Source organism: Stenotrophomonas sp. YJH_SMC_6 (assembly GCF_059371335.1).
The window spans coordinates 170695-189591 of sequence record NZ_JCAFUM010000009.1 but is presented as its reverse complement, the minus strand read 5'-3'; the positions used below and the strand labels follow the sequence as shown (position 1 = coordinate 189591).

13 protein-coding genes and 1 riboswitch are annotated in these 18897 nt (G+C 65.6%); of the genes, 8 read left to right on the top strand and 5 right to left on the bottom strand.

Going from position 1 to position 18897, the window contains the following annotated elements; translation table 11 throughout:
- Nucleotides 1–25 precede the first annotated feature (25 nt).
- The 3 genes from AC5P9N_RS12295 to ilvC are packed head-to-tail and all read right to left on the bottom strand — an operon-like array spanning nt 26 to nt 3011.
- A complete protein-coding gene (locus tag AC5P9N_RS12295; protein ID WP_005410947.1) occupies nt 26–277 on the bottom strand; it encodes an ACT domain-containing protein in 252 nt (83 codons plus the stop codon).
- Nucleotides 261–1997, bottom strand: a complete 1737-nt coding sequence (ilvG, locus tag AC5P9N_RS12290) for an acetolactate synthase 2 catalytic subunit (RefSeq protein WP_012481199.1) — start codon at nt 1995–1997, stop codon at nt 261–263. Before ilvG ends, AC5P9N_RS12295 begins: the two co-directional genes overlap by 17 nt.
- A gap of 39 nt (nt 1998–2036) precedes the next feature.
- A complete protein-coding gene (gene ilvC, locus AC5P9N_RS12285) occupies nt 2037–3011 on the bottom strand; it encodes a ketol-acid reductoisomerase (protein WP_005410945.1) in 975 nt (324 codons plus the stop codon).
- A gap of 657 nt (nt 3012–3668) precedes the next feature.
- On the opposite strand from ilvC, the gene ggt reads away from it, so the two are divergent.
- Both ggt and AC5P9N_RS12275 read left to right on the top strand, forming a co-directional pair.
- Nucleotides 3669–5387: a gamma-glutamyltransferase gene (gene ggt, locus AC5P9N_RS12280; protein WP_099484851.1), complete on the top strand. Its 1719-nt coding sequence runs from the start codon at nt 3669–3671 to the stop codon at nt 5385–5387.
- 173 nt (nt 5388–5560) lie between these two features.
- Complete coding sequence (locus AC5P9N_RS12275; protein ID WP_154329595.1) at nt 5561–5974, top strand: hypothetical protein; 414 nt, start codon at nt 5561–5563, stop codon at nt 5972–5974.
- Here the strand turns inward: AC5P9N_RS12275 and AC5P9N_RS12270 are convergent.
- Nucleotides 5965–7542, bottom strand: coding sequence for a BCCT family transporter (locus AC5P9N_RS12270; protein ID WP_005410943.1), 1578 nt, complete (start codon nt 7540–7542; stop codon nt 5965–5967). The two genes, AC5P9N_RS12275 and AC5P9N_RS12270, sit on opposite strands and share 10 nt — an antisense overlap.
- 220 nt (nt 7543–7762) lie before the next feature.
- A riboswitch (TPP riboswitch) is annotated at nt 7763–7863 on the top strand.
- 82 nt (nt 7864–7945) lie between these two features.
- On the opposite strand from AC5P9N_RS12270, the gene thiC reads away from it, so the two are divergent.
- From thiC to AC5P9N_RS12240, 6 genes are all read left to right on the top strand, one after another.
- Complete coding sequence (gene thiC / locus AC5P9N_RS12265; protein ID WP_099484131.1) at nt 7946–9790, top strand: phosphomethylpyrimidine synthase ThiC; 1845 nt, start codon at nt 7946–7948, stop codon at nt 9788–9790.
- 139 nt (nt 9791–9929) lie between these two features.
- Entirely contained in the window at nt 9930–10601 is a 672-nt protein-coding gene (locus AC5P9N_RS12260; protein ID WP_099484130.1) for an ion channel, read from the top strand.
- A gap of 269 nt (nt 10602–10870) precedes the next feature.
- Nucleotides 10871–13195 (top strand): winged helix-turn-helix domain-containing protein, encoded by a 2325-nt coding sequence (locus AC5P9N_RS12255; RefSeq protein ID WP_099484129.1) that lies wholly within the window; start codon nt 10871–10873, stop codon nt 13193–13195.
- Between the two features lie 114 nt (nt 13196–13309).
- Complete coding sequence (locus AC5P9N_RS12250) at nt 13310–14209, top strand: helix-turn-helix transcriptional regulator (protein ID WP_049429948.1); 900 nt, start codon at nt 13310–13312, stop codon at nt 14207–14209.
- 49 nt (nt 14210–14258) lie between these two features.
- On the top strand, nt 14259–17216 hold the full coding sequence (locus tag AC5P9N_RS12245) for a TonB-dependent receptor plug domain-containing protein (protein ID WP_099484128.1): 2958 nt from the start codon (nt 14259–14261) through the stop codon (nt 17214–17216).
- Between the two features lie 179 nt (nt 17217–17395).
- Nucleotides 17396–17602 carry a hypothetical protein gene (locus AC5P9N_RS12240; RefSeq protein WP_049429946.1) on the top strand — a complete coding sequence of 69 codons (207 nt, stop codon included), beginning with the start codon at nt 17396–17398 and terminating at the stop codon, nt 17600–17602.
- Between the two features lie 56 nt (nt 17603–17658).
- Here the strand turns inward: AC5P9N_RS12240 and AC5P9N_RS12235 are convergent, their stop codons facing one another.
- Nucleotides 17659–18780, bottom strand: coding sequence for an HDOD domain-containing protein (locus AC5P9N_RS12235; RefSeq protein WP_099484127.1), 1122 nt, complete (start codon nt 18778–18780; stop codon nt 17659–17661).
- Nucleotides 18781–18897 lie beyond the last annotated feature (117 nt).

Below are 18897 nucleotides of genomic sequence, written 5' to 3'. Positions count from 1 at the left end.
ACCGTGGTCGCTACGGTACGGGTGTTCATGGCGATACTCCTTCCACGGCGGTGACCTGCACGGACACGCAGTCGTAGATCTTCTCGATCTGCCGGCACAGCGTTTCCGCCGGGCGCTGGCCATCGACGACCAGCTGCAGGTGCCAGCGGCCATCGTCGGCGGCCACCGGCGCACCGCTGATCGCACGCGGCGCAAAGCCGCGGCGTTCGGCCATGCCGATCACGCGCAGCAGCGCGCCTTCGGCCGGGTGCAGCACCAGGTCAAGCCGGTATTGCATTGGGGGTCTCCTGGCGGGCGTGGGCGGGATTGCTTTCCAGCATCGTGCTGTTGGCGGTGTTCGGCGGCACCAGCGGCCACACATTGGCGCGTGCATCGATGGCCACGTGCAGCAGCGCCGGGCCGGGCTCGGCCAGCAGCGCGGCCAGGCCGCCTTCCACGTCGTCGCGGTTGTCGATGCGGGTGGCGGCAATGCCGAACACCTGCGACAGGGCTACGAAGTCCGGGTTGTCGGACAGGTCGATCTCGCTGTAACGCTCGGCGAAGAACAGTTCCTGCCACTGCCGCACCATGCCCAGCGAACTGTTGTCCAGCAGCACGATCTTCACCGGCAGGCGGCAGCGGGCGATGGTCGCCAGCTCCTGCACGTTCATCATGAAGCTGCCGTCGCCGGACACCAGTACCACGGTGCGCTCCGGGCAGGCGAACTGCGCACCCATCGCCGCTGGCAGGCCGAAGCCCATCGTGCCCAGTGCGCCACTGGTCAGGTGGTTGCGGGGATGGTTGAAGCGGCAGTGCTGGGCCACCCACATCTGGTGCTGGCCGACATCGCAGGCGATCACCGCATCGGCCGGGGCCAGCTCGCTCAGTCGCTTCAGCAGCGCCGGGGCGTAGATGTGCTGGCCCGGTGCGTCGTAGCGGGCGGCGAAGCGATCGCGGTGCTGCGCACAGCGCTTGCGCCATGCATCCTGGTGGGCCTTGGGGGAGGGGAAGGCCGCACGCAGGGCGCGGATGGCGTGACCGACATTGCCAGGCACGGCGACGTCGGCACTGCGCAGCTTGGAGATCTCGTAGGCGTCCGCATCGATGTGGACGACGCGGGCAAATGGCGCGAACTCGGCCAGCTTGCCGGTCGCGCGGTCGTCGAAGCGCGCGCCCAGCACCAGCAACAGGTCGCTTTCCTGCACCGCCATGTTGGCCGCGCGGGTGCCGTGCATGCCCAGCATGCCCAGCGACTGCGGATGGTGGGCCGGCAGTGCACCGAGGCCGCGCAGGGTCATCACGGTGGGGATGGCACTGGCCTCGACGAAGTCGCGCAGGTCCTGCACGGCATCACCCAGGGCGATGCCGCCACCTGCGTAGACCACCGGCTTTTCGGCCGCCGCCAGCGCGGCGATGGCCTCGGCGATGGCGGCCTCGGCCGGCGCCGGCGGCGGTTCGACGCTGCTGGGCACATGCGCCGGCAGATGGCTGGCATCGGCCAGCTGCACATCCTTGGGCAGGTCGATCAGCACCGGGCCGGGGCGACCCTCACGGGCAATGCGGAACGCATCGGCCACCACGCGCGGCAGGTCATCGACGCTGCGCACCAGCCAGCTGTGCTTGACGATCGGCATCGTCAGGCCGAACACATCCAGTTCCTGGAAGGCGTCGGTGCCCAGCAGCGGCGTGCCGACCTGGCCGGTGATGCAGACCATCGGTACCGAATCCAGCATCGCATCGGCAATGCCGGTGACCAGGTTCGAGGCGCCCGGGCCGGAGGTGGCCACGCAGACGCCCACCTGGTTGCTGGCGCGGGCGAAGCCGTTGGCGGCCAGCGCCGCGCCCTGCTCATGGCGTACCAGGATGTGCTTCAGCGACGAATCCACCAGCGCGTCGTAGAACGGCATGATGGTGCCACCGGGATAGCCGAACAGCGTGCGGACGCCTTCGGCCTCCAGCGCCTGGGTCAGCCAGCGCGCGCCGTTGGGCGGCGCGCTGCGATGTGTCGAAGAGTTCATGGGGGAACCTTGCAAAGCGGGTGGGGGAGGGCCGCGTGGTTACGCGGCCTGTCCTTGCAACCAGACCATCTTGGCGCGCAGTTCCTTGCCCACCTTCTCGATCGGGTGCTCCAGGTCGGCCTGCTTGAACCTGTTGTAGTTCGGCAGGCCCGCTTCGTACTCGGCCACCCAGTTCTTGGTGAAGGTGCCGTCCTGGATGTCCTTCAGCACCTCCTTCATGCGTTCCTTGGTGCCGGCATCGATCACGCGCGGGCCGCTGACGTAGTCGCCGTACTGCGCGGTCTCGGAGATGAACTCCAACATGCGCGAGATACCGCCTTCATAGAACAGGTCCACGATCAGCTTCAGTTCGTGCAGCACTTCGTAATAGGCGATCTCCGGCTGGTAGCCGGCTTCGACCAGGGTCTCGAATCCGGCCTGCACCAGCGCCGAGGCACCGCCGCACAGCACCGCCTGCTCACCGAACAGATCGGTCTCGGTTTCTTCCTTGAAGGTGGTCTGGATCAGGTTGGCGCGCGCACCGCCGAGGCCGGCCGCATAGGCCTGCGCATGCTGCGCGGCCTTGCCGCTGATGTCCTGGTAGACCGCCCAGATGCACGGCACGCCACGGCCGATCTCGTACTCACGGCGCACCAGCGCGCCGGGGCCCTTCGGCGCGACCAGCACCACGTCCAGGTCGGCACGCGGCTCGATCATCCCGTAATGCACGTTCAGGCCATGCGCGAACAGCAGGCACGCCCCCTGTTTCATGTTCGGCGCCAGCACGTCGTTGTAGAGCTTCTTCTGCACCATGTCCGGGGTCAGCACGGCAACCAGGTCGGCGTCCTTCACGGCCTCGGCGGGCGCGATCACGGTGAAGCCATCGGCCTGCGCCTTGGCTTCGGTCGGGCCGCCCGGACGCAGGCCTACCACCACGTCGAAGCCGGATTCGCGCAGGTTCAGTGCGTGGGCGCGGCCCTGGCTGCCGTAGCCGATGACGGCGATCTTGGTCTGGGGCAGGTCGTTGGTGCTCATGGGGGAGGTTCCTTGCGGTGGGAAGAAAAAAGAACGGCCGGTCGTCGAGGTGACGTGCCGGCCGGTCAGGGGAAAGCGGTGGAGGAGGCGCCGCGCATCGCACAGGCACAGCCACCACGAGGCGTGGTGGTGCAGGTCCGGGTTGTGCGATGAGCGTTGGTCATGGTGGTTGCGTCTGAAACCAGGTTCTGAAATGAAAAAACCCGCACCGGGGCGGGTGCGGGTTTTTGAAGAGTTCCGGTGTGTGTGTTGCTTACACGCTGGCTCGTCCCGCACCTGTTGGTTGGGTAATAAGTACGAGCACAAGAATCGAACGCAGCGAGGCGGCGCCGGTGTCGGCGGCTTCGATGTGGGTTCGCGGTGGCGTGTTGTGATGCAACATGTGATCGAGAGAAACACAGCCATTTCGGCGGTGTCAACCCTCGCGACGGATTTTCTATCGGTTTCCGCTGCATCCAGCGCAATCGCTTGCGGCACAAGGATGGTTGCTGCTGAAAGTGTTTCGGTGAACCCGAATTCACTCCTTTCGGGGCGGTTTTTGCGCGGAATCCGGTGGATTTTTCCGCCCAAGGATCAACGTCCATGACGTCTGTCCGATACCGCGTGAAGGCCGCAGCGGCGAAGATCGGGGAACCACCCGTCCATCGGAACCCGACCGTGTCCCGACGCCTTGCCCGTTCCCTGCTCGCCGCCGCCGTACTGGCTGCCGTACCCGCGCTGTCCTTCGCCGCCGACCGCATCACCGGCCACACCTTCGCCACCCGTTCGGAGGTGATCGCCCCGCATGCGATGGCCGCGACCTCGCAACCACTGGCCACCCAGATCGCGCTGGACGTGATGAAGGGCGGCGGTTCGGCAGTGGACGCGGCGATTGCCGCCAACGCCGCGCTCGGCCTGATGGAACCCACCGGCAATGGCATCGGCGGCGACCTGTTCGCCATCGTGTGGGACCCGAAGACCCAGAAGCTCTACGGCTACAACGGCTCGGGCCGCTCGCCGAAGTCGCTCACCCTGGCCGAGTTCCAGCGCCGTGGCCTGAAGGACATCCCGGCCACCGGTCCACTGCCGGTGTCGGTGCCGGGTGCCGTCGATGGCTGGTTCGCGCTGCACGACCGCTTCGGTCGCAAGCCGATGGCCGACAACCTGGCGCCGGCCATCCGCTACGCCCGCGAGGGTCACCCGGTGGCCGAGGTGATCGCCTACTACTGGGACCGCTCGGTGCCCAAGTTGTCGCAGTACCCGGGCTTCAAGGAGCAGTTCACGATCAACGGCCACGCCCCGCGCAAGGGCGAGATGTGGAAGAACGCGAACCTGGCCAGCACCCTGCAGAAGATCGCCGACGGTGGCCGCGACGCCTTCTACAAGGGCGAGATCGCCCACACCATCGGTGACTACTTCAAGGCCAACGGTGGCTACCTGAGCTACCAGGACATGGCTGACCATCATGGCGAGTGGGTCGAACCGGTCAGCAGCAACTACCGTGGCTACGACGTCTGGGAACTGCCACCGAACAGCCAGGGTATCGCCGCACTGCAGATCCTCAACGTGCTGGAAGGCTACGACTTCTCGAAGATCCCGTTCGGTTCACCGGAACACGTGCACCTGTTTGTCGAAGCGAAGAAGCTGGCCTTTGCCGACCGTGCGCGTTTCTACGCCGACATGGCGTTCCAGCCGGCGCCGGTGCAGAAGCTCATCTCCAAGGAGTACGCCGCGCAGCGTCGTGCGCTGATCTCGATGGACAAGGCGTTGAAGGAAGTGCAGCCGGGCACGCCGAAGCAGCTGGAGGAGGGCGACACGATCTACATGACCGTGGCCGACGCCGACGGCATGATGGTTTCGCTGATCCAGTCCAACTACCGTGGCATGGGCAGCGGCATGGCACCGCCCGGTCTGGGTTTCATCCTGCAGGACCGTGGCGAGATGTTCGTGCTGCAGAAGAACCATCCCAACGGCTACGCGCCGGGCAAGCGTCCATTCCAGACCATCATTCCGGGGTTCATCACCAAGGGCGGCAAGCCGTATGCCAGCTTCGGGGTGATGGGCGGCGCGATGCAGCCGCAGGGCCATGCGCAGATCGTGATGAACCTGGTGGATTTCGGGATGAACCTGCAGGAAGCCGGCGATGCGCCGCGCATCCAGCATGAAGGTTCCACCGAGCCGACCGGCCAGGCCACGGCGATGACCGACGGCGGCGAAGTGAATCTGGAGACCGGCTTCCCCTACGAGACGGTGCGTACGCTGATGCGCAAGGGGCATCGCATCGTGTTCGCCGATGGGCCTTATGGCGGGTACCAGGCGATCATGCGCGATCCCGAGAGCGGGGTTTATTACGGAGCTTCGGAGAGTCGCAAGGATGGGCAGGCGGCGGGGTACTGAGTTTCCCGGCCAACGGGCTGAGCCCCCTCTGCGGTGGTGGCAGTGATACGGGGCTTGGCCGGGCGGGTGGATTGTCTGGGGGCCGCTGCAAGTACGTCCATGTAAGCTCGGTCGCCGCATCCATGCGGCTCACGCCCCCAGCCAACCCACCCGCCCGGCCACGGGCAGTTTCCGTGGCCGTCACCGCAGGAAAAGAAAAAGAAGAGCAAGAGCAAGAGCAAGAGCAAGAGCAAGAGCAAAGGCAACGGCAACAGCAACAGCCGCGCGCTGTGGGTTGGGGTCGGATCCGTTTTCCGAAGGAAAACGGATCCGACCCCTTCTTGTTTTCCGATACACCTCTTCCACGCAAAGCGTGGAAAACCAACCGTTACCGGGAAACTGTCGGGGGTGGGGTGGTGTGGGTGGGCAGGACCGTTGGCGCCATGGATGGCGCCATCGAGCCCCCATGGATGGGTTCACGGCGTGTCCTGCCCACCCACACCGCCCCACCCAACCAGCAGCAATCCAGAGCCGCCTTTGAATTTGACCTTGGCCCTTGCCTGAAAAAGCGGTGCAGCCGCAGGCTGCAAAACAACCCTCAATCCTGATCGTGCGCGCGCGCTGCCTCGGCCTGCGTCTCCTCCTGCGCCGCCATCTCGCGTGCAATCCACGCATCGATCATGTGCCGCTGGCGCTGCGCCTGCCGCCGCTCCCGCGTGTACTCCTGGTCCAGCACCCGGTACAGCGACACCATCACCAGCACCATCAGCAGCGCGAATGGCAATGCCGCGATCGTGATCATGCCCTGCAGCGCGTCCAGGCCTCCGGCCAGCAGCAACGCCGCTGCAATCAGTGCCACCGCAATGCCCCAGGCCAGCTTGCGCTTCAACGGTGGGTCGCCAGCCTCGTCGGTGGACATGCTGGCCAGCACCAGGACCGCCGAATCGGCCGAGGTCACGAAGAAGATCATCAGCAGCACCAGCGCGATGCACGACAGCAACAACGGTAGCGGCATGCTGTCGAACAGTGTGAACAACACCGTCTCGTAGCCATTGCCAAGCGCCTGCACCAGATCGGCGTGGCCGAAGATCTGTGCCCACAACGCAGTGCCGCCGAACACCGCGAACCAGAAGAAGCCCAGCAGCGTCGGTGCGAGCACGACGCCGATCACGAACTCGCGCACGCTGCGGCCGCGCGAGATGCGCGCGATGAACGATCCCACGAACGGCGCCCACGAGATCCACCAGGCCCAGTAGAAGATCGTCCAGTCCGCCACCCAGGTGCTGCCGGAGAACGGTGACATGCGCAGGCTCATCGTCACCAGCTGGTTGAGGTAGGAGCCCAGCGTGGTGGTGAACGTATCGAAGATGAAGCCGGTCGGCCCCAGCACCAGCAGGATGGCTGCCAGCAGGGCAGCCAACGCCAGGTTGAAGTTGGACAGCCACTTCACACCTCGCTCCACGCCACTGGCGGTGGAGGCCATGTACAAAACGAAGGCGACGGCAATGATGGTCATCTGCACGGCGACGGTAGCCTGCACGCTGAAGACGCGTTCGATACCGGCAGCAATCTGGATGGTGCCGAAGCCGAGCGTGGTGGCGACACCGATCGCGGTGGCAACTACGGCGGCGATGTTGACCACCCGACCGATCCAGCCGCGATGGTGGCGGCCGATGATCGGCTGCAGCATGTCGCTGACCAGGCCGCGTCCATTGCGGTTGAACTGGAACCAGGCCATCGCCAGACCGATCAGTGCGTAGATCGCCCACGGGTGCAGGCCCCAGTGGAAGAACGCATAGCGCATCGATGCGCGCGCCGCATCCAGGCTTTGCGGCGCCAGGCCTTCCGGCGGCTTGCTGAAATGCGAGATGGGCTCGGCCGCACCCCAGAACACCAGGCCGATGCCCATGCCGGCGGCGAACAGCATCGACATCCAGCTGGCACGCGAGAACTCGGGTTCGGCGTCCTCGCCGCCGATGCGCAGATTGCCGAAGCGGCCGAACGCCAGGTACATCAGGAACACCAGCGCCAGGAACACCACCAGCAGGTACAGCCAGCCGACACTGCGGATGACTTCCGCCAGCATCGACTGGACCACGGTGTTGAAGGGGCCGGGGGCGATACCGGCGAGCAGCACCAGTAGCAGAACCAGTGCGATGGAAACGCGAAACACCATGAAGGAGCTTCTCCGATCAAGGGGGATTGAGGGGAGCGAGCAGAGCTTGCGGCGAAGGGCCGGCGGCATGCAGCACGGACCGGGCAGGGGCCGCGAAGGCGGCGGGGAACGCATCGATCTCAGCAACGCGATGGCGTGCACGTTACTGAACGCGACGTCATGGTTCCGTTAACGAATGGCGATCTGATCCCGGAGGCGGGCGGTCTATGCTCTAATGCGCACCAAGAAGCGGGGGTACCGGGCCATGTGGCCACGGTTGAGACAGTCCCTTGGAACCTGATCCGGCTCATACCGGCGTAGGGAAGCTTTGCAATGCAGCTGTGCCCGGACTCCGCCCAAGGACCGTCCGTGCGCGGGTGCCGTGCGCCGCCGCTTCGTCCCTGACCTTCCTGGACGATGCCCGATGAACGCACAGCTCTCCGCCCTGCAGCAACAGGCCCAGCAACTCTCCGCATCCGTGACCCGGCCCATTCCCGGCTCGCGCAAGATCCACGTGCCCGGTTCACGCCCGGATCTGCAGGTGCCGATGCGCGAGATCGCGCTGACCCGTACGCCGACGCTGTTCGGTGGCGAAGAGAATGCGCCGGTGACCGTTTACGACACGTCGGGCCCGTACACCGACCCGGAGGTGCGCATCGATCTGTCCGCCGGTTTGCCGGCACTGCGTCGCGGCTGGGTGGAAGAGCGCGGTGATACCGAGCAGCTTGAAGGACTGAGTTCTTCGTTCGGCCGCGATCGCGAGCATGACCCGAAGCTTGACGCGGTGCGTTTCCCCGCGCGCAGCCTGCCACGCCGTGCACGTGCCGGTGCCAACGTCACCCAGATGCATTACGCGCGCCGCGGCATCATCACGCCGGAAATGGAATTCGTCGCCATCCGCGAGAACCAGCGGCTGGACGCGATCCGCGATGCCGGCCTGTTGCAGCAGCACCCGGGCGAAGCGTTCGGTGCGTCGATCCAGAAGATCATCACGCCTGAGTTCGTGCGCGACGAGATCGCCCGTGGTCGTGCGGTGCTGCCCAACAACATCAACCATCCGGAAAGCGAGCCGATGATCATCGGCCGCAACTTCCTCACCAAGATCAACGCCAACATCGGCAACAGCGCCGTGTCTTCCGGCATTGCCGAAGAGGTGGAGAAGCTGGTGTGGGCGATCCGCTGGGGCGGCGACACGGTGATGGATCTGTCCACCGGCAAGCACATCCATGAGACCCGTGAATGGATCATCCGCAACTCGCCGGTGGCGATCGGCACCGTGCCGATCTACCAGGCGCTGGAAAAGGTCGATGGCCGTGCCGAGGCGCTCACCTGGGAAATCTTCCGCGACACCCTGATCGAGCAGGCTGAGCAGGGCGTGGACTACTTCACCATCCACGCCGGCGTACTGCTGCGCTACGTGCCGCTCACCGCCAAGCGGGTCACCGGCATCGTCAGCCGCGGCGGTTCGATCATGGCCAAGTGGTGCCTGGCGCACCACAAGGAGAATTTCCTCTACACGCATTTCGAAGAGATCTGCGAAATCATGAAGGCCTACGACGTGACCTTCTCGCTGGGCGATGGCCTGCGCCCGGGTTGCATCGCCGATGCCAACGATGCAGCGCAGTTCGGTGAACTGGAGACGCTGGGTGAGCTGACGAAGATTGCCTGGAAGCACGACGTGCAGACCATGATCGAAGGCCCCGGCCACGTGCCGATGCAGCTGATCAAGGAGAACATGGACAAGCAGCTGCGTGAGTGCGGCGAAGCGCCGTTCTACACGCTGGGCCCGCTGACGACCGATATCGCGCCGGGCTACGACCACATCACCAGTGCGATCGGTGCGGCGATGATCGGCTGGTTCGGTACGGCCATGCTCTGCTACGTGACGCCGAAGGAGCACCTCGGCCTGCCCAACCGCCAGGACGTGCGCGACGGCATCATGGCTTACCGCATTGCCGCGCACGCGGCCGACCTGGCCAAGGGGCACCCGGGCGCGCAGGTGCGCGACAACGCGCTGAGCAAGGCGCGCTTCGAGTTCCGCTGGGAGGACCAGTTCCATCTCGGGCTGGATCCGGAGAAGGCCAAGGAATTCCACGACGAGACGCTGCCGAAGGACGCGCACAAGCTGGCCCACTTCTGCTCGATGTGCGGCCCGCACTTCTGTTCGATGAAGATCACCCAGGACGTGCGCGACTACGCAGAGGCCGGCATGAAGGAGAAGTCGCAGGAGTTCCGTGCTGCCGGTGCCGAGGTCTACCACCAGGGGTGACGGGTAACGGGTAGTGCCGGCCGCCGGCCGGCATTCCGTCGTGCACGGGACCGGGGAGAGTGCTGGCCAATGGCCGGCACTACCGTTCATCACGCCGCGCCCGGCTATCCTCCGCGCATCGCCCAGGGGAAAGGACGCCATGCCCGTTGCCACGACCACCCGCTGGCTGGCCATCGCCCGCCGCCATCCTTCGGCCTGGCTCCTGGCCGCCCAGTTGATCGCGGTGCTGCTGTATCCCGCCCTCGATGACACCGCCGCTGGCCGGGCGGCGCTGGGCATGTTCGGCATGGCGGTGCTCGGCCTTGCGCTGTGGGTGGTCCAGCGCAGTCCGTTGGGAACCTGGCTGGCATTGCTGCTGGCCATTCCTTCGGTGGTGTTCTCGCTGGCTGGCGCTCTGCTGGACCGCAGCGCGCTGCTGACCACGGCGCAGCTGCTGGAAAGCCTGCTGTACTTCTATACGGCGGGGGCGTTGATCGCCTACATGCTGCAGGACCATAGAGTGACCCGCGACGAGCTGTTCGCGGCCGGGGCAACCTTCACGCTGCTGGCCTGGGCGTTCGCCTTTGCGTTCGCGGTGTGCCAGCAGTGGTATCCAGGCAGTTTCCAGGGTACGACCGCTGGCCCCGAGCGCAGCTGGATGGAGCTGCTTTATCTGAGCTTCAGCTTGTTGTCCGGTGTTGGATTGAGCGACGTCGTGCCGCTGCACCCGCAGGCACGGGCTCTGGTGATGCTCGAACAGTTCGCAGGCGTCATGTATATCGGCCTGGTGGTGTCGCGTCTGGTCGGATTGACCATGCTTCGGCGCATGTGAAAATGAACGCCAGATAAAAATTTCGCGCCCAAAAGGGCGCGAATAGTGATGCAGATTATGTGAATGCGTCGGCGAGAGAGAGCCTGAGTGTCGACCCCGTCATAGGCGGGGTAACCGGCTTAGGCTAATATCCGGGGGCGTTATTGTTTTTGCGGTATGCGCCGATGCTTTGTGCGGAATCTGGCTTTTCGATGACCCTGTCCAGGGACGGTGGGGACGGTATTGCTGGTGAGCCCTGCCCAGGTCCCGTCCCTACTGTATAGCGGAAAATGAACAGCAGCGAACTCACGCCCATTGAGGCCGACCGCGTGCGGGTCGGCGACTGCGTCATTACCTTGTCCTCACGTGAGGTCGAGGTTGAAGGCGCGCGCCGTCCGCGGCGGCTGACGCCGAAAGCGCTGGGCGTGCTGCGCGTGCTGATGCGTCAGCCTGGGCGCGTGGTCACCCGTGAAGAGCTGTTTGCCGAGGTCTGGCCCGATACGTTGCCGACCAATGACGTGCTGACCCAGGCCGTCACCCAGCTGCGCAAGGCGTTCGCCAACGACGACGACAATGGCCAGGCCTACATCGAGACCATCGCCAAGAGCGGTTATCGGCTGCTGGTACCGGTGCAGGCGCTGGAGGATCTTGAGCCGGTGCTGGACGCCGATGTGGTCGCAGAGGTCATGCCGGCGGTGGCCGGTGGCAGCGGGCATCCGCTCGCAGCCGTGCCGGCAGCGCCTTCACGCCGGCGTGGCTGGCGCCAGCTGCGCCGCCAGCTGTTGTGGGTGCTGGGTGTGATGATGCTGGCCGCGCTGCTGGTCATGGCCACATTGCTGCTCCGGCGCGGGCCGGAGCCGAGCTCACCGGTGGATGCAGCGGTCGAGAACGGCGTGCGGGTGATCGGCAGCCCGCAGCGTCCCTATCGCCTGATCACCGCCACCAGTGGTTTTGAAACCTATCCCACGCTTTCGCCGGATGGCTCCCAGGTTGCCTATGAAGGCGCCAACGAGGACGGCGCCGGTGGTGGTGCGATCAAGGTGCAGACCTCGGGCAATGCGCCGGCCCGGCAGCTGGCGCTGCCGCCGAAGGGGGCCAGTGACCGCTTCCCGAGCTGGTCACCGGATGGGCGCGAGATCGCGTTTGCCCGCTTTGGAGCCGACGGCGGTTGCCAGGTGCTGATCGCCAGCGCTACCGGCGGCGGTGTGCGCCAGGCGACCCGTTGCGACGGAACCGAGCTGCTCAGCTTCGACTGGACGCCGGATGGCCGCGGCCTGGTCTTTGGCAGCATGGTGGGCCGCTATGCCCATCGCGGCATCCGTGTGCTCGACCTGGCCAGCGGCCAGTGGCGGGCGTTGGACTATGCGGTCGACCAGGATGATTTTGACTACGCGCCACGCTACTCCCCCGATGGCAAGTGGCTGGTGTTCGTGCGCAATCCGCAGATGGGTGACCTGTGGCGGATGCCGGCCGGGGGCGGTGAGCTGGAGCAGTTGACCAACGAATCGGCCGAACAGCGTGGCTGGGCCTGGCTGGGCGATGGGCGCAGCATCGTGTTCGGCCGGCGCGTGGACAGCGAGGTGCGGTTGTACTACCTGGACGTTGAGCGCCGCACCTTGCGTGATGCCGGCCTCGACGACGCACAATGGCCTGCGGTGTCACGCCACGGCGACGTGCTGGCCTTCGTTCACCGCCGTGCCCAGTTCGGCGTGTTCAAGGTGCCGATGGCCGGCGGCAGCGCCGAGCGGCTGTTCGCGTCCAGCGGCCGTGACGGGCAACCGATGGCGGCGCCCGACGGTCGCCAGCTGGTCTTCACCTCCGATCGTTCCGGCAGTTTCGCGTTGTGGTGGGCGGACATGCAGCGGCCCGATTCACTGCGGCCGATCGAGGGCCTGCGCCCGGAGGGACGGCAGGCGCCGGACTGGTCGGCCGACAGCCGCCAGCTGCTGGTGGTCGGGCGCGATGAGCATGGGCGTACCGTGGTCTACGAGATCGCACCGCGCGACGAACACCTGCAACCGTTGCCGGTTCCGGTGGATCAGCCCCTGCAGGCCCTGTACGGGGCAACCCCGGAACAGCTGCTGGTGGTCGAGCGCGATGCAGAGCAGCGCACCCGGTTGAGCCTGTTCGATCGCAGCGTGACCCCCTGGCGTCGCCTGGCCAGCATCGACGGCGTCTCCCAGGCACGTTTCGATCGGGGCGATGGCCGCGTGCTGTTCACCCGCCTGGCGTCCGGCGGCTTGTGGTCGGTGGATGCGGCACTGTCGCCGGCCAGCGTGCAGCAGGTCAGTGAAGACCGGCCCAGCCGATGGCGCTATCGCACCTGGACGGTGGCAGGCACCGGTGGCATCGGGTATCTCGGCAACTCGACCGAGTGCGGTACGACCCTGATCCATATCCAGGCCGGGACCGAAGCCCCCGAGCGCTGCCTGGACCGGCAGCGGCTCAGCGCGGGCAACGGCATCAGTGCCAGCGCCGATGGCCGGGATCTGTACGTCGCCCTGGCCGTCAGCGATGGTGCCGACATCGGCGTCATGCAGCTGCCCCGGTCGACGCCAGTCCTGTTTCCCGCGTTTCTCAAGTCATTGATACTTAAGAAAAATATCTCTTCGTGATTTCTTCGTGGAGTTCTCGCCGCGAATTCGTGGCGATCTCGGCGGATTTTCCTGACGGGCTGACGCCTGATTAGGCAAAACGGAAGCCTGTATCAGGCAAACCCGTGGTGCCCTATGCGTCAACTCTCGCTGGCCGATCGTGGCCAAACCGTCTCCCTCGACAAGGCGCTCGACGATCTCGCGCCGACCTGCATGGGCGTGGCCCGGCTCGGCAGCCTGCAGACGGCAGGGTCAAGCTTCACGGTCTGGCTGCAGGTCCGGGGCAGTTCCTGGGTGGAAGCCAAGGAAGGGCGTTTCCGCCTGCGCCATGGCGAGTGGATCGCCTTCGAGAAGGAGTCGCGCCCGCTGGTGCAGGCCGGCCGTAACGGACTGTGCGTGGGCCTCAGCCTGAATGCGGAGGCGATGCGGGTGCTGTCCGAGATGGCCGATTGCGGCCTGTATGCCGGTCGTGGTCGCATGAGCCGCGGCGACGCCCGCGTTGCCCTGCGCCTGTGGCGCGATGCGCTCGACAGCGGCCTGCCTGCGCAGGCGCTGCGCCCGCTGCTGTTGCATCTGGCCGGCCTGCAGCGTGACCTGGCCGACAACGTGCAGCGCTGCCCCGGTCGCTCGCGCAGCCGCAAGCGCCAGGTGTTCGGCCGCATGCAGCGTGCCCGTCTCTATCTGGAGGGCAACAGCCACCGCGTGGTGCGGATCGGCGAACTCGCCGAGCTGACCAACTTCTCCAGCTGGTACCTCTCCAAGACCTTCCAGAGCCTGTATGAAGAGAGCCCCCAGTCGCTTTCGGCACGGTTGCGCCTGGAACGGGCCGCCGATCTGCTGCGCGACACCGACATGATGGTGGGCGAGGTCGCCGCAGCCAGCGGATTCGACAACTGCTGCAGCTTCGCCCGGGCCTTCCGCGCCCGTTACGGGCAGTCTGCTTCCCGGTTCAGGGAAAACGGCGGCTTGCTCCCGCCACACTCTGCAAAGTCTCCGGTTGGGTCGCGCAAATACAGCATCGCAACGCAATCGTAACGTGCTGGAGCGTTTTAACACGCTACTAACACGTACCTTGGAGAGATTGATGAACGTTCGCACCCCTGCCGTGCGGCTGGGCCTGCTGCCCGCCGGCATTGCGCTGGCGCTGGCACCGGCATTTGCTTCCGCACAGGAAGCCAGTGCCCCGACCACCCTTGATCGCCTGGAAGTCACCGGCTCCCGCATCCGCTCGGTGGATGTGGAAACCTCCCAGCCGGTCCTCACCGTAAGCCATGAGGACATCCAGCGTTCGGGCCTGGTCAGCGTCGGCGACCTGCTGCAGAACCTGTCCGTGGCAGGCACCCAGACCTTCAGCAAGGCGGCCGTGCTGGCGTCCAACCCGGAACAGGGCGGCCAGTACGTCAGCCTGTACAACCTGGGTGAGCAGCGCACGCTGGTGCTGGTCAACGGCAAGCGCTGGAGCACCAGCCTGGCCGGCTTCACCGACATGTCGACCATCCCGACCTCGCTGATCGAGCGCATTGAAGTCCTGAAGGACGGCGCCTCGGCGATCTACGGTTCCGACGCCATCTCCGGCGTGGTCAACATCATCCTGCGCAAGAACTTCGACGGCGCAGAGGCCAGTGCCTATTACGGCCAGAACAGCCACGGCGACGGTGCCAAGACCCAGTACAGCCTGACCCTGGGTGCCAGCGGCGAGCGTTCCTCGATCGTCTTCGGCGCCAACTACACCAAGGAAGATCCGGTGTGGGCCAAGGACCGTGGCCTGACCCGCTACACCTATGGCCAGGGCCATCCGACGGACGGCCTGAGCCCGGCCGGCCCGTGGGGCCGCTTCACCGATCCGCGCGCTGCCGGTACCCCGGGTGCGGGCGAGTACAACGAAGATGGTGACTGGGAACCCACCACCTGGGTGGTCAACCACACCGGTTCGTGGAACACCCCGGTGGGCGTGGGTCAGCCGTCCAACAACATGGACAACTACCACCCCATCAACACCGACGACTACTACAACGCCTCGCAGCAGATGATGCTGAACCAGGGCGGTGAGTCGAAGTCGATGTTCACCTCGGCCAGCTACGACATCAACGACAACCTGCGTCTGAAGTCGACGGCGATGTACTCCGAGCGCGATTCCAAGCGCCAGATCGCCGGCTATCCGCTGACCGGCACCTCGCAGCCGACCTTCCCGGTCGCGATCAGCAAGGACAGCATCTACAACCCGATGGGCAACTGGGCCAACCCGGGTGCCGGCGTTGATCTCACCAGCTGGGGCCGCCGCATCTTCGAGCTGCCGCGCGTTACCCAGAACAACGTGAAGTCGCTGCACTTCGATGCGGCCCTGGAAGGCAACTTCGACTTCAACAACCGTCCGTTCGACTGGGATGTGGGCATCAACTACAACCAGTACGACGTGACCCAGACCAGCACCGGCAACATCAACCTGCTGGCACTGAAGAATGCGCTGGGCCCGTCGTTCATCAACAGCAACGGTGTTGCACAGTGCGGCACCGCCGCCAACCCGATCGACCTGGGCATCGGCCCGGGCCGCTGCACCCCGTTCGATCTGCTGGGCGGCGCCAGCGCCGCGACCCCGGATGCACTGAAGTACATCAACACCCTGCTGAACTCGACCGGCCAGAGCAAGAGCAAGCAGTACTTCGCCAACATCACCGGTTCGCTGTTCGACATGCCGGGCAATGCGGGCGAGTTCGCTTTCGCTGCTGGCTATGAGCACCGCGAAGTGTCGGGCTACGACCATCCGGACGCACTGTCGGCCGCCGGTTACACCACCGACCTGGCCGCACAGCCGACCGAAGGCAAGTACAAGACCAACGAGTTCTACCTGGAACTGATGGTGCCGCTGCTGCGTGACCTGCCGGGTGCCAAGGAACTGTCGCTGGATGTCGCCAGCCGTTACTCGGATTACGACAAGTTCGGCAACACGATCAACAGCAAGTTCAGCGTGACCTGGAAGCCGATCGACGACCTGCTGGTGCGTGCCACCTACGGCGAGGGCTTCCGTGCCCCGACCCTGAGCGACACCTTCGGTGGCGGCTCGCAGACCTTCGACAACTTCACCGATCCGTGTGATGCCGTGTTCGGCCAGCGCAGCAACGGCGCTGTCGCCGCCCGCTGTGCCGCCGAAGGCCTGTCCCCGGGCTTCCGCCAGACCGACGCCGCTGGCCGTCCGGTTGCTGCGCGTGACACCCAGGGCAATGCCCCGTTCCAGTCGGGCGTCGGCAACGACAGCCTTCAGCCGGAAACCAGCAAGACCCGCACCGCAGGCCTGGTCTGGAGCCCGAGCTTCGTCAGCGGCCTGAACGTCTCGCTGGACTGGTACAAGATCACCGTCGACAACGTGATCACTGCGGTCAATGCGAACTACGTGCTGAACCAGTGCTACCAGAATGGCGTCGACCAGTTCTGCGGCCAGTACGGTCGTGACGCGGTCACCGGCCAGGTCAACAGCCTGAGCCGCGGCAACGCGAACCTGGGCTCGCTGGAAACCGAAGGCTACAACTTCGGCGTTCGTTACCGCCTGCCGGAATACAGCTTCGGTACCCTGTCGTTCAACCTGGACACCAACTACCTGTCCAGCTTCCGCCAGCAGGCCACCAAGGGTTCTGCATGGGATGACTACGCAGGCTACTGGAACTATCCGCGCGTTCGCGGCACCCTGGCCACCAGCTGGACCAAGGGTGACCTGTCGGCCACCTGGACCATGCGCTACTACGGCGGCTTCCGTGACTTCTGCTATGACCAGAAGGCAGGTCTGGAGTGCAACGACCCGGGCTACGTGACCGAGAACGGCGGTTGGACCGGCGGCAAGGGTGCGAACAAGAAGGGCGCGATCGTCTATCACGACATCTCGGCCACCTGGCAGGCCCCGTGGAACGGCAGCGTGACCGTCGGTGCCCGCAACGTGTTCGGCAAGACCCCGCCGATCACCTACGCGGTGACCAACGCCAGTGCCGTGCAGCTGGACCCGATGCTGGATTACGACCGCTTCCTGTTCATCCAGTACAACCAGCGCTTCTGATCCATCGAAGCCTGAAGGCAAGACGAGGAGGGCGGGCCGCAAGGCCCGCCCTCTTTGCGTTTGGCAGAGCCGGGTCGGGAAACTCTGAATCGGGCGGTTCAGCGACAGGGGTCACGCTTGTCGCAATTGGACCGCTGGTACGGTCGCGGAGGTCCATTCCGGACCAAGGAGAGCGCGAAATGAAAAATGCGATGCCACGGATGTTCGCAGCTGCAGTTCTTGCCGTCCTGAGCCTGGCCGGTAGTGTGTCGGCCGGCCCGCTGGTGTGTGCCAATGGACGCTATTGCGCCGAAGTGCGCAGCGACTGCATCAAGGCCGGCGAAGATGCGGCTTACTGCCAGCTTCTCTTCGAACGTTGCGTGTACGACCACTGCGCGCAGCCCTGATGCAACGAAGGCGCGTCCTTGCGGGCGCGCCTTCATCGCATGCATGGCCGGTGTGCTCAGGCTTCGCTGGGCGTAAGCCCCATCAGGCTGTTGGCATGATCGCGCCACTGCGGCAGTTTGTTGAGCACGCCCGCGCGCTGCAGGTAGTCCTCATCCACCGGATCGCCGTTGACCAGCGCAAGCGCCACGTGCACCGCACCGGTTACCCAGAAGCTGCGCGTGTTGGCGCGCTGTGGCTGCAGGTGGAACGCCACCGCCTCGATGATCGGCATCGGCAGGCCCCACAGCCCCAACAGGTAGGCGCCGGCTTCGGCATGGCCCGGGCGGGTATCACCAGCCAGCGACGGCTCGGTGCGCTCGTTGCGTACGCCGGGCAGCAGCAGGCCGATGTCGGCCAGCAGTGCTGCGGTTGCGCCCAGTTCGGCGCTGGATTCGGGCAGCAGGCGTGCGGCCAGCCGCGAGGCGAGCAGGGCGCGCTGCTGCAGCGAGTTGCGTTCGGCGGTCGACAGCGTCGGCGCCGAGAACACTTCGCTGGCCAGTACCAGGTCGCGCAGTGTTGCCAGGCCCAGCCGGGTCACAGCGGTACGCAGGTCGGCGATGGTGCGGCCCTGGCTGAAGAACGCCGAATTCGACAGCTGCAGCACCTTGGCGGCGATGGCCGGATCAGCGGCCACCAGCTTGGCGACGTCGGCGCTGTCGGCATCGTCATCATGCTCCAGCGCCTGGGTCAGGCTCAGGTACAGGTGCGGCGGCGACGGCAGTTTCTCGATGCGGCCGATGGCATCGCGCAGGCGCGGGCTGTCCAGCACTTCGCGCAGCTCTTCCAGGCTGGTCAGCGCTTCCAGAAGCACTTCCGGCGCCAGTGGCAGCGGCAGGAAGCGATGGGCAACGCCGATCAGGCGCGCCGGCGGCGGCCGGTTGCCATGCTGTGCATCCACCAGCGCGATGCGGATGGTTTCCGGACGCAGGGTCCGGATCTGGCCGAGCAGCGTGGTGGCATTGAGGTCCGGCAGCTGCGGGCAGACAATCACCGCGTCCACGCCCTGGGTGGCAACCGCGGTCATCGCGGCCTGGCCATCGGTGGCGGTCAGCGGCTGCCAGTCTTCCCCAAGATCGGCAATGAATTCGGTCAGCTCAGCCGGCAGGCTGGCTGCATCCCCTACAAGCAGAATACGCACGACACATTCCCCTGGCTGTCTCGACGGTGGATGTCGATGACGTGTGAAGTGACGCAATTTACCTAATACGACGGCAAGAGTGATGTGCCGTCATCATGAAACGTGACCCGCATCGCT

Coding starts and splice junctions, on each gene's coding strand:
- AC5P9N_RS12295 (WP_005410947.1), bottom strand. CDS start 277: ATGCAATACCGGCTTGACCTGGTGCTGCACCCGGCCGAAGGCGCGCTG.
- ilvG (WP_012481199.1), bottom strand. CDS start 1,997: ATGAACTCTTCGACACATCGCAGCGCGCCGCCCAACGGCGCGCGCTGG.
- ilvC (WP_005410945.1), bottom strand. CDS start 3,011: ATGAGCACCAACGACCTGCCCCAGACCAAGATCGCCGTCATCGGCTAC.
- AC5P9N_RS12270 (WP_005410943.1), bottom strand. CDS start 7,542: ATGGTGTTTCGCGTTTCCATCGCACTGGTTCTGCTACTGGTGCTGCTC.
- thiC (WP_099484131.1), top strand. CDS start 7,946: ATGAACGCACAGCTCTCCGCCCTGCAGCAACAGGCCCAGCAACTCTCC.
- AC5P9N_RS12260 (WP_099484130.1), top strand. CDS start 9,930: ATGCCCGTTGCCACGACCACCCGCTGGCTGGCCATCGCCCGCCGCCAT.
- AC5P9N_RS12255 (WP_099484129.1), top strand. CDS start 10,871: ATGAACAGCAGCGAACTCACGCCCATTGAGGCCGACCGCGTGCGGGTC.
- AC5P9N_RS12250 (WP_049429948.1), top strand. CDS start 13,310: ATGCGTCAACTCTCGCTGGCCGATCGTGGCCAAACCGTCTCCCTCGAC.
- AC5P9N_RS12245 (WP_099484128.1), top strand. CDS start 14,259: ATGAACGTTCGCACCCCTGCCGTGCGGCTGGGCCTGCTGCCCGCCGGC.
- AC5P9N_RS12240 (WP_049429946.1), top strand. CDS start 17,396: ATGAAAAATGCGATGCCACGGATGTTCGCAGCTGCAGTTCTTGCCGTC.